General features: G+C 69.5%; 8 protein-coding genes and 1 pseudogene. All 9 read right to left on the reverse strand.

What is annotated here, in order from left to right; translation table 11 throughout:
• Window positions 1-91: 91 nt before the first annotated feature.
• On the reverse strand, window positions 92-1204 hold the full coding sequence (locus OHT57_RS12005; RefSeq protein ID WP_328746156.1) for a right-handed parallel beta-helix repeat-containing protein: 1113 nt from the start codon (window positions 1202-1204) through the stop codon (window positions 92-94).
• 55 nt (window positions 1205-1259) lie between these two features.
• Window positions 1260-2426 (reverse strand): dienelactone hydrolase family protein, encoded by a 1167-nt coding sequence (locus tag OHT57_RS12010; protein WP_328746157.1) that lies wholly within the window; start codon window positions 2424-2426, stop codon window positions 1260-1262.
• Entirely contained in the window at window positions 2413-3447 is a 1035-nt protein-coding gene (locus OHT57_RS12015; RefSeq protein WP_443053444.1) for a pectinesterase family protein, read from the reverse strand. Before OHT57_RS12015 ends, OHT57_RS12010 begins: the two co-directional genes overlap by 14 nt.
• A 1-nt stretch (window position 3448) precedes the next feature.
• Window positions 3449-4588 carry a pectinesterase family protein gene (locus OHT57_RS12020; protein ID WP_328746159.1) on the reverse strand — a complete coding sequence of 380 codons (1140 nt, stop codon included), beginning with the start codon at window positions 4586-4588 and terminating at the stop codon, window positions 3449-3451.
• Between the two features lie 113 nt (window positions 4589-4701).
• Window positions 4702-6021: a pectate lyase family protein gene (locus tag OHT57_RS12025; protein WP_328746160.1), complete on the reverse strand. Its 1320-nt coding sequence runs from the start codon at window positions 6019-6021 to the stop codon at window positions 4702-4704.
• Between the two features lie 44 nt (window positions 6022-6065).
• On the reverse strand, window positions 6066-6860 hold the full coding sequence (locus OHT57_RS12030) for a rhamnogalacturonan acetylesterase (protein ID WP_328746161.1): 795 nt from the start codon (window positions 6858-6860) through the stop codon (window positions 6066-6068).
• Between the two features lie 94 nt (window positions 6861-6954).
• Window positions 6955-8298 carry an ABC transporter substrate-binding protein gene (locus OHT57_RS12035; protein WP_328746162.1) on the reverse strand — a complete coding sequence of 448 codons (1344 nt, stop codon included), beginning with the start codon at window positions 8296-8298 and terminating at the stop codon, window positions 6955-6957.
• A gap of 56 nt (window positions 8299-8354) precedes the next feature.
• Window positions 8355-9278 (reverse strand): annotated as a pseudogene (locus tag OHT57_RS12040) (pectinesterase family protein); the annotation flags it as partial.
• Window positions 9279-9587: 309 nt separating this feature from the next.
• The gene (locus OHT57_RS12045) at window positions 9588-11114 is read right to left on the reverse strand and encodes a glycoside hydrolase family 43 protein (protein ID WP_328746164.1); all 1527 of its coding nucleotides are present in this window, start codon (window positions 11112-11114) and stop codon (window positions 9588-9590) included.
• Between the last annotated feature and the right edge of the window lie 120 nt (window positions 11115-11234).

Consider the following 11234-nt stretch of genomic DNA (forward strand, 5'->3'; position numbering starts at 1 on the left):
AGAGGTTCTACGCGCGTCACCCCCGTGGGCGCGAGACCCGCCGGGTAAAAAACGGGTCAAGCGCCCCGGGGCGGGGCCCTGAACGGTGCGATCAGTTCATCGTGGCGCCGATGGTGGTGCTCCCCGTCGTCAGGAAGGTCGTGGCCGGCAGGGTGCCACTGGAGCTGCGGGCGTTGTACGTCGTCGAGGCGTCCGTCGACTTGAAGGCGGGGGTGCTGATGCCGCTGTCCCAGTTGTTGCCGGACGAGGAGACCTTGGAGCCCTTGCTGACCGAGCCGCCGCTGTTGCTCACCGCGAGGTTCTTGCCGAGCTTCGCCGAGCTGGTGGCGAAGTAGTAGCCCCACTTGCTTTTGGCGTAGGCGGTGGTGCGGTTGATGACGATCGCGCCGGTGTTGGAGTTCTCGGTGAAGCCGTTGCCGGCGTTGCCCCAGGCGGCGGAGTTGTTGATGACGTGGGCGACGACCTCGCCGTCGCCGCCCAGCTTGTATCCGTTGCCGTCGCCCGCGAAGGCGGAGTCGGACCAGCGGTTGACGCCGTTGCCCATGGACCAGGTGTGCTCGATGGTGACGGGCGAGGAGAAGGACCAGAAGTCGATCCCGTCATCCGAGTTGTTGTAGAGGCGAGCCCCGGTGATCAGGTTTCCGGTGCCGGAGCCGAACTTCACGGCGACGCCGTCGGCGTTCTCCCCGTGGTTCGCGGCGTCGTAGTTGCCGTAGGAGTCGATGTTCCTGACCGTGTTGTTGACGGTCCCGTCGCCGGTGAGCGTGAAGCCGGAGTCCTTGCCGTTGATCGTCTTGATGTTGTTCCACACCGTCCCGGTGCAGGACTGGCAGACGACCGCGCTGTCCGGGGAGTTCTGGAAGGTGATGTTGGAGACGTTCCAGTAGTCGGCGGTCAGCTTGAAGATCCAGTCGCCGGCGGGCAGCGAGGACCCGTCGATCTTCACCGTCTCCGAGCCGTAGGCGGTGAGCGTGATCGCGGACGACGAGGTGCCGTTGGCCGTGGACTGGAGGGTGGCCGTCGGGTAGTAGGTGCCGCCGCGGACCTGGATGACGGTGCCGGCGGTGGCGTTCTTGATGGCGTTGGACAGGTCGGTCGAGTTGCTGACGACGACCGTCGCGGCCTGGGCCTGGGTGGGGAGTACGGCGAGGCCGGAGCCGAGGGCGAGGGCTGCCGTGGCGATGAGAGCGGTACGACGAGACATGGAGTGCGGGTCCTTTCCGTCGTGCTGTTCGGGGAGGGGATTGTCCGGGGCGGGGTCACAGGACGGCGTCGAGCCAGCCGAAGACCTCGTCCTGCATGCGGTCGACGAAGACATGGCCGAGGTCGGGCCAGGTCTTCAGGTGCAACCGCTCCTCGGCGTGGCGGGAGTGCCAGACGGCGCGCAGTTTGTCGTGGGCGACCTGTACGCCGTCGGCGGGGAACAGCGGATCGAGCCCGCCGTTGAAGAAGAGCATCGGCCTGGGTGCGGCGATGCTCGCCACGTCGGGGAAGTCGAGGAACCGGGGAAGCCCGGGGTGGAGCATGTAGTACGACGACTGCCCGCGCAGGGTGTTGTTGCCGGGCACCATCATGTCCTTGAGGCCGGTCATCCAGCAGACGGACGCCGTGGCCGCGATGTGGTCGGTCAGCGCGGCGGTCTGCCAGGCGCGGTAGGCACCCATGGAGAACCCGACGGCACCGACTCTGCGGGCGTCCACCCGGTCGAGACCGGCGAGGAAGCCGGCCGCGCGGGCGTCCTCGCGGGCCATGAGTCCGGCGAGCGAGGAGCCGAGGTTGTAGAAGTTGCTCGCCAGGGCCTGCTGTTGGTCGTACGCGACCGGTCCGCGGTCGCCCCAGCCGAGCGCGTCCGCGCACAGGACGACATAGCCGCGCCGGGCCAGCTCGTCGCCGACGAACCGACCGCTGAAGTACTTGTCCGTCCAGGCCTGCGCGGAGGCGAGCCGGCTGTCGTCGTACCAGGGCCGGACCAGTTTCTCCTTGCCGATGTCGAACTTCGCCCCGTGGTCGTGGAGAAGCAGCACGGCGGGGAACGGGCCCGGGCCCTGCGGGGTGAGCAGGGCGGCGCGGACGCGTTCGTGACGGGTCAGGGAGAGGGTCACCAACTCCCGCGTGTATCCGTCCCCTTGGGCGCGGCTGCCGAATTCGGGTGCGTACGGGGTGCCGTCCTCGCGGTCGACGAGGAGGTGCTCCTCGACCACCGCCCTGGCTCGGGCCCGCCAGGTCCTGAAGTCTCGGATCGGTGAACGCCCCCTGGCCAGTGGGAAGTTCAGCTCCCGCTTGAGCGCCGGGTGGAAGTCGGGCAGCGGGCCGTCCACGACCCCGGCCTCGGCAGGGCTCACCGCGGCTCCGGCCAGCACGGCCGCTCCGGCGCCCACCACGAACGCCCGCCTGCCGACGGGGCCCCTCGGGTCACGGGCGCTCATAGGGCCTCCAGTTCCCGAGGTAGCTCCGCCTGGTGTGCGTGGCGGCCTCGGCGGTGGTCAGCTGCGGCCGGTTCTCCGGGACCGGAACGACCGCGCCGGGGCCGGAGTTGCCGTACTCCGCAAAGCGCATGGTCTGCCACGGGTAGGCCTCGCGCATGTTGGTGTAGGGCGCGACCGGGTCGATCCCGGGGCCTATCCGGGAGTTCCGCACGACGAGGGACGGCCAGGCGGTCGTCTCGTACGACGGGACCCACGGCCGCGCCAGTTTGTACGCCCCGTCCTCTGCAGCGGAGGTGAAGCGGGAGCGGACGGCGAGGATGCCGTACGGGTTGGCGCGGGCGGTGGAGGGGGCGAAGACCATGCCCTTGGGGGTGAAGTTCACGTCCCGCCGGAGGGTGTGGAAGTGGCAGTCCTCGAAGACGGCGGTGGCCCGGCCGAAGACGAAGTCGACGTCTCCCTCGATGTGGCAGCGGTGGAAGTACTGCCGGTCGAAGGAGGTGAGCGCGGTCGTCTCGACGAACAGGGTGTCCTGGTGGGCGAGGAGGCGGACGTTGTCGAAGTGGGTGCGGTCGCCGTAGGTGTAGGCCGCGACCGCCTGGGTGCCGGTGATGTCGGGGTGGTCGGCGCGCAGCCAGTCGTTGGCGAGGGTGAGGTCGCGGACGGTGAGGCCGGGGGCCGCGGAGGTGAAGGTGGCGGAGCCTGCGGTGCCGTAGGTGCCCGAACCGTCGGGCTTCTGGGTGCCGTTGGCGTTGTCGTACACGATGACCACGTCACGGGGGTCGCGGGTGGCGCCGCGCACGGTCAGCTCCGCTGCGGAGGCGGGGATGTTCACCACCTCGCGATAGGTCCCCGGGTGGACGACGACCGTCCGGCCCGGGCCGGTGACCGCGTCGACGGCCGCCTGGACGGAGTCGCCGGGGTGCACATGCAGGACATGGCGGCCGGAAGCGAAGACGGGTGCGGAGGCGGCCGCTGTCAGGCCGCCCGCGATCCCGGTGAGGAGCGTGCGTCTGCGCAGCATCTCAGCACGTCTCCTTCCACGGCTTCCAGTCGCCGAGGTAGGCCTCTCTGGTCGCCGACTCGGCCTGTTCGCGGGTGAGTTGGGGCCGGTTCTCCGGGACGGTGATCCTGGCGCCGGGGCCGGTGTTGCGGTACTCGGCGAACCGCTGGTTCTGCCAGGGGAAGGCGTCCGACATATTGGCGTAAGGGGCGGCCGCGTCGATGCCGGGGCCGAGCCGGGTGTCCCGGACCACGAGTGACGGACGGGCCGTGGTGTCGGAGCTCGGGACCCACGGGCGGGCCAGCTTGTAGGAGCCGTCCGGGGCCTCGCTGCTGACACGGCTCCTGGTGACCAGGTAGCCGAGCGGGTTGGCGCCCGCCGTGGAGGGCGCGAAGACGAAACCGTACGGCGCTGCCGCAAGGTCGGTCCGGTTCAGGGTCCGGAAGTGGCAGTCCTCGTGGACTGCCGTGCCCCGGCCGAAGACGAAGTCGACGTCTCCCTCGGCGTAGCAGTGCGCGAAGTACTGGCGGGCGAAGGAGGTCAGGGCGGTCGAGTCGGCGTACAGGGTGTCCTGGTGGCCGAGGAAGCGGCAGTGGTGGAAGGCGGAGCGGTCGCCCTGGACCTTGAGGGCGACGGCCTGGGTGCCGGTGATGTCGGGGTGGTCGGCGCGCAGCCAGTCGTTGGCGAAGGTGATCCAGCGGGCGGTGAAGCCGGCGGCCTGCACGGTCGTGGTGGCCGATCCGGTGGTGCCGTAGGTGCCGCCGCCCGGCTTGGGTGTGCCGGCCGCGTTGTCGTACACGATCACGACGTCCTGTGGGTCCTCGGAGGCGCCGATCCAGGTCGCCTCGGTCCGGGTGACGTCGACGGCGACGGTCTCCCGGTAGGTGCCGGGGGCGAGGACCAGCGTCCAGCCGCTGCCGGTGGCGGCGGTGACGGCGGCCTTGACGGTGGTGTGGTCACCGCGGCCCCGCGGGTCGACGTACAGCGTCTGCGGGGTGAGCCGCGCGGCCGGTGCCCCGAAGCGGCCGAAGGGACGTCTGCCGGCGGCCGGGGCGGCGGCGGACGCGGCGGCCGGCGTCAGGGCGAGCGCGGCTGCCGCTCCGGTGCTCGCGAGCAGGAATCCCCTTCTGTTCAGGGGGAGTTGTATGTGGGGCGAGGACATGCGGGTGCTCCTTGGAAACGCGGCTCAGTGGTGGGGGTACCTCGCGTGGGGGGTGTGGTGAGGTGGCCGGGGCGGCCGCTGGATTCCGCCCCGGCCGGTCTCGGGGGGGCGTGTCAGCAGATGCGTCCGGCGCCCGCGCCCCGGTCGACGATCCCCGGGATCTTCTTCGCCGGGTCGATCTTCGTGCGCAGGGTGGGCGTCCAGCCCGCACCGGACTGAAGGGTCTCGGCGGGGATCTCCGCGTTGTGGACGGCGATCAGGTCGGTGGGCGTGCCGTTGACGTAGTTGTCGTCGGCGGTGAGCGGCGAGACGTTCCACCGCTTGAGCACCTTGGCCGCGCTGACACCCGTCGGAAGCGTGAACGCGTTGTGCTCGGAGACGAGTTGGGACTCCTTGCCGATGCCGAAGCTGTAGGAGTAGTCGGCGTTCGCCACGAAGTGGTTGTTGTAGGAGTCGACCTGTCCGAAGCGGACGCGCGGTGCGCGCTCGACGAGGTCCGAGAACAGGTTGTGGTGGAAGGTGACCTTGAGCTTGCCCCGGTCCCCCACCGCCGTGGACTCGCTGTCGCTGTTGCCGATCAGGATCGTCTTGTCGTGGTCGGCGAAGACGTTCCAGGAGGCGGTGACGTAGTTCGCGCCGCGGACGATGTCCAGCTCGCCGTCGTGCTGCTGGTAGAGCATGCCGAAGTAGGTCGGCGCGGCGCTGTCGGGGTGGGATCCGTCGGTGAACGTGTTGTGGTCCAGCCACACATGGGTGGAGCCGTAGACGACGGCGGTGTCGTACTCGGAGTTCCAGTTGCCCTTGTCGCCGTCGGTCGGGTCCCACTGCGGGAAGCAGTCGATGGGGCTCTCGAAGGTGAGGTTGCGGACGATGACGTTGTCGACGGCCTTGATCTGGAGGCTGGCGCCCTTGAAGCCGGCGTTCCTGCCGACCCCGATGATCGTGGTGTTGGCGGGGACGTTCGCCTTGATGGTCTGGTCCTGGTTGGCGGCGGAGACGCGGCGCAGTCCCTCGGGGCTGCCTGCGGGCTCGGCGCTCAGGTCGGTGTCCAGGCCCCAGGCCTCGGGCGAGTACTTCGCCAGGTAGGCGTCGAAGTCGTAGCCGGGCGCGGCGAGCGAGTCGCAGCCCTCGGAGACGGCGTCGATGGTCCCCTTCACCTTGATGATCTTCGGCGTGGTGCCGCCTGCGGCGAGGGCGGCCTTGAAGCCAGCCCAGTCGGTGACGGTGTAGACGTGGGCGGCGTCGGCGGCCGCGCCCCCGGTGGTACCGGTGCCGTCGGAGCCCCAGCCGTCGTTCGCGGCGAGGGCCTCGCGGGTGACGTCATGCCCCTTGGCCTGGGCGGTGGTGCCGGTGGCCGCGAGGACCAGGGCGGCGCAGCCTGCCACGGCCATCGCCTTTGTTATGACATGCCCATGCCATGCGTGTGTGTTCATTGTGCGGCTCTCTTTCGACTGCGAAGAAGGAGGAGAAGGAGTGGTCAGGCAGTGGCCGGCGACGGCCAGGTGATCCAGGACTCAGGGATCTCGGCGTCGAGCCGGCGCACGTCCCGGGGCGCCAGCACCCGCCGGTGCAGCAGCTCACCGGCGACGAGCCGGGCCACCGCGATGGCACCCGGCGGATTGAAGTGCGTGTTGTCCTGCTCGGTCGCGGTCCAGTTGAAGTACCGCTTGGTCTCCTCGACCCCGAGCTTCTGCCACAGGGCGAGCGACAGCGCCTGGAGGTCGAGCAGCGCCACGCCCTCTTCCTTTGCGAGCGCACGCATCGCGGCGGGGTACTCACCGTGGGTCGGCACGGCGTTGCCGCTCGCGTCGAACTTCCGACGCTCGACGGGCGTGACCAGCACCGGACGGGCACCCTTGGCGCGGGCGCCGTCGAGGTACAGGCGCAGATAGTCCTGATACGTCGTCCACGGCTCGGTGTACCGGGTCGGATCGGCGGTCTTCTCGTCGTTGTGCGCGAACTGGACGACCAGGAAGTCACCGGGCCTGATCAGCCCGAGAATGGCGTCGAGCCGCCCCTCGTCGACGAAGGACTTCGAACTCCGCCCGTTCACCGCGTGGTTGGCGACCGGGAGACCCTTGTGCAGAAAGAAGGGGAGAGCCATACCCCACCCGGTCTCGGGCGCGGCGTCGGCGTATTTCTGGGCTGCCGTGGAGTCACCGGCGATGTAGAGGGTGCGCTGTTCCTTGGCCTGAGCGGTACCGGTCGCGCTGAAAGCGATGGGCACGGCGGCGATCGTCGCCATGGTGACCTGTCTGCGGGTAAGAGACATTTTCGGTGCACCTTCCTGTTTTCAGGGGCGCGGGGAACTGCGCGACCAGCCACGACGGACCCGCAGCTCCCCACGACAACAACCACCCGGGTTCTCAGCCGTTCTGTTCCTTCCACTCCGCCTGGGCCGTGTTCAGCTGGTCGGCCATGGTGTCCAGGAACTTCTTCGCACTCATGTCACCCAGCAGCACCTTCTGGAAGTTCGGCTCGTTGTCGGCCTTGGAGATCGTGTTCCAGTCGGGCAGGTAGTACGGCAACTGGACGATGCTCGTGGAGCCGTCGGTCAGCGCGGCGGCGGCGAGCTTCGTGGGCTCCGCCTGGGAGATCCACGCGTCCTTGGCGGCGTCGTTGTTCGACGGCACCTGTCCCGCCGCCTTGTTGAACTCCGAGTTCTCCGCGCGCGAGGTGGCGAACTCGATGAACTTCCAGGCGGCTTCCTTGTTCTTCGAGCTCTTGAACACCCCGAGCCCGTCAACGGGGTTGGACACCTGGACCCGCTTGCCGGAGGCGCCGATCGGCTGCGGAATTCCCCGGAACTTGCCGGCTCCGAGCGCCTTCACATGGTCCTGGTAGGAGCCCAGGTTGTGGTTCAGCATCCCGATGGTGCCGGAGTCCCACTGCGCGACCATCTTGGTGAAGTCGTTGTTGAGGTCGGCCGCCGGAGTGTCCTTCTTGTACAGCGCCGCGTACTTCTCCAACGCCGCCACGTTCTTCGGGTCGTTGAGGGTGGTCTTGTCGCCGTTCCAGAAGGAGGTGATCCCGCTCTGCCCGTACGAGGCGTCCAGGGCCTGGGCGATCGACCCGGCTCCTCCGCGGATGGTGTAACCGAACTCGTTCTTCTTGGAGTCGGTGAGCTTGCGCGCGGCCTCGTAGAACTTGTCCCAGGTGGTCGGCTCGTCGAGGCCGGCCCTCTTGAACAGGTCGGTCCGGTAGTACAGCACGCCGTTGTTCGCGGAGGTCGGGATCGAGTACAGGGTCCCGTCCCCGCCGCCCGCCGCCTTCAGCGAAGCGACCATGTTCTCGTTGAGCTTGCCGCTCAGGGAGGACTTGGCGAGGCGGTCGTCCAGCGGCTCCAGCGCCTTCTGCGCGGAGAACCCGGCGAGCATGGCCGCACCGACGCCACCGACGTCCGGCAGGCCGCCGCCCTGGATGGCGGTGTCGACCTTGGACTGGTACTCGGTGGAGGCGATGCCGACGTACTCGACCTTGATGCCGGGGTTCGCCTTCTGGAACGCGGCGATGATCGCCTTCCAGGCGTCGGTGCGCACACCGCCGTTGTTGTCCCAGAAGACGATCTTTCCCTTGCCGCTGCCCTCGTCGCCCTTGTCGCCGCCGGACCCGCTGCCGTTGTCACCGCAGGCGGTGGCGGTGAGCGCCAGTACGGACCCGAGGGCGACGGCTATGGCAGCGCGCCTGCTTCTGCGGATGCTGATCTTCATTGGTCGGCTCTCTTCTTCTTCTGGTTCCAGCGGAGAAATGAAGGTGTGGGGGGAAGTCAGTGGCGGGCGTACGGGGCCCAGCCGTCCGTGCCCTTGAGGTGGTTCGCGACGGTGTACGTCCTCGCGTCGGCGGCGCTCAGCTGCGGCCGGTCCGCACTCGGGGAGGCCCCCGGCCCGAAGTTGCGGTACTCGGCGAACCGCGCGTCCTTCCACGAGAAGCCGCTCATGTCGGTCCACGGCGAGGACTTCACCGCTGCCGGCAGCTCGGTGTCCCGGATCAACACCTGGGCCACGGCGGCGGGTTCACCGCCCGGATGCCACGGCCGTCCCAGGTGGAAGGACTGCTCCGGCGCGTCGCTCAGGACCTTCGAGCAGGTGATCAGGAACCCGTGGGGATTGCCCGTCCATGTCGAAGCGGCCGTCATATAGCCGTTGTTGGTGGTGGAACCCCGGCTCAGCAGGCGGATCACGGACCGCTCCACGACGGTGGTCGCACGGCCGTAGAGGAAGTCGACATCGCCCTCGATGTACGAGTCGCGGATGTAGACCCGGCTGATCACGTCCAGCTTGGGGCTGTCGGTCATCAGGGTGTCCTGGTTGCCCAGGAAGGCCGTGTCCTCGAAGACGATCCGGTCGCCGGTCGTCTTCATCGCGAGGGCCTGCTCGCCCTTCAGCTCGACCGCGGCCTCGTCGAAGTCGTTGCTGAAGGTGAGGTGGCGGGCGGTGACGTCGTTCGCGGCGATCCGAGCCGTCGCGCTGCCCGTCGAACCGCCGTACTCGGCAGGCGTGTCGTAGACGATGACGGTGTCGGACCGGTCGCGTCCGGTCCCCCGGAGCACGATGTTCGGCTTGGTCGCGGGGATGTACACCTTGGCGCGGTACACCCCCGGCGCCACGGCGATCGTCACCGGCACGGTGTTCCCGTCCGGCACGGCGTCCACGGCGGCCTGCACGGTCGGGTAGCCGTCCGGGACGTGCAGGGTCACGCCGGTCCGCTGCCGCGGCCCGGTGACGACCTTGCCGTCGGCCCCTGCTGTGGTGCCGCCCGCGAGGGAGGCGAAGCCGTGCGGCCGGCCCTCTAACTGCTCCGCGGAGGCCGTGGCCCCCGAAGCCGGTGTTCCGACGGCGGTCGTCGCCAAGGCCCTCGCCTCTCCTGCCGCCCCGAGACCCAGGGCAGCCGCGAGACCGAGCACGGCGGCCACGACGGTGCCGTACCCCGGTCTCTGCAAGCGCTTGCTATGCAGGTGCTGCGTCATTGCGGCTCCCAACAGGCTTACGGGTTCGGTGCGTTACAGGTGGTCGATCCTCAAGTGCGAGAAGGTTGCCGCGCCGGCGTGCCCTCCTCCGACGGGCGCGAGCGCGAACAGTCCGAGCAGCGCGCCGACCCAGCGCCAGGGCGTGGCGGCGAAGACGGGCCCGGAGGGCTGCGGGCCGTCGCCGAGGTCGCAGAAGAACCTGCAGCGCGCCCCGGTGCCGATCTCGATCCGCAGCCGTACCTTCTCGGCGAGGGCGGGCCGGGGGTGCTCGGCGTCCCGTTCCTGCTCGGCGACGCCCTCGGCGAACCGGTGCACGAGGTGGACGGCGCCGTCGGCCCCCCGCTGGAGTCCGATCCAGCTGAATGCGTCACCGAGAACGGCGAGTCCGGCGCGGGCCCCCGGTTCCTCGCTGTGCAACCGCAGTTCCACCTCGACCGCCGAGGGTGTGCCGGGCAGCCGCTGGGTGAGAAGGTTCGGCACTCTGCGCAGGTCGTGCGCGTCGGCCGAGCGGACGCAGGTGAGCCGGAGTCCGTCGCCGGAGTGGTGGGTGGCCCAGCCGGGCTGCGGGTTGGCGGTCCACTGCCACTGTCGGCCGAAACGTCCGCCGGGGAAGTCGTCGTCGGTGGCGGGCGCCGCGTCCGGCTGCGGCGGCAGGTCGGGCCTCTCGTGCACGGCGACGGGGGTGCCCGCCTCGCCGAGCACCGGCCAGCCGTCCGGACCCCAGCGCATGGGCTGGAGGTGGACGACCCTGCCGTAGGCGCCCTTCTGCTGGAAGTGCAGGAACCAGTCCTGGCCGGACGGGGTGCGCACCCAGCCGCCCTGGTGGGGGCCGTTGACGTCGGTGTCCCCCTGCTCCAGGACGACCTTCTCCTCGTAGGGCCCGAAGAACCCGCGTGAGCGGAAGGCGCCCTGCCAGCCGGTCTCGACTCCTCCCGCGGGGGCGAGGATCCAGAACCAGCCGTCGTGCTGATAGAGCTTGGGGCCTTCGAGGGTGAACCAGCCGGGGATCCGATCGCCGTCGACGATCACCTTGCCCTCGTCGAGGAGTTCACGGCCGTCGAGATCCATCCGGTGACCGGTGAGCCGGTTCTTGACGCCGGAGCGGGACCTGGCCCAGGCGTGCACGAGGTAGGCCTCGCCGGTCTCCTCGTCCCACAGGGGGCACGGGTCGATCAGGCCCCTGCCCGACTTGAGGAGGTGCGGGCGAGTCCAAGGGCCCCTGATCTCGGGGGCGTTGATCTGGAAGATGCCCTGGTCGGGGTCGCCCCAGAAGATCCAGAACCGTTCGTCGTGGTAACGGAGAGAGGGCGCCCAGACCCCGCAGTCGTGCCGGGGCCTGGTGAACTCCGCGGCCGGTTCCAGGCGTTCGAGGGCGTGGCCGATCAGCGTCCAGTTGACCAGGTCGCGGGAGTGCAGCAGCGGCAGGCCCGGGGCGCGGCCGAAGCTGGAGGCGGTGAGGTAGAAGTCGTCGCCGACACGGATGACGTCGGGGTCGGACCAGTCGGCGTTCAGGACCGGGTTCGTGTACGTCGCCGGCCGGGCCGGGTTCGGGTACGTCACTGGCTGACCGCCTTCCGTACCAGGGCCGCCGCTTCGAGCCGCGGGAGGCGTCCGTCGCAGTTCGAGTACATGGCCGGCAGGGACGGGCTCGGATGCGTCCCTGGCAAGGTCGGACGGGAG

The organism is Streptomyces sp. NBC_00285 (genome assembly GCF_036174265.1).
Lineage (GTDB): Bacteria > Actinomycetota > Actinomycetes > Streptomycetales > Streptomycetaceae > Streptomyces.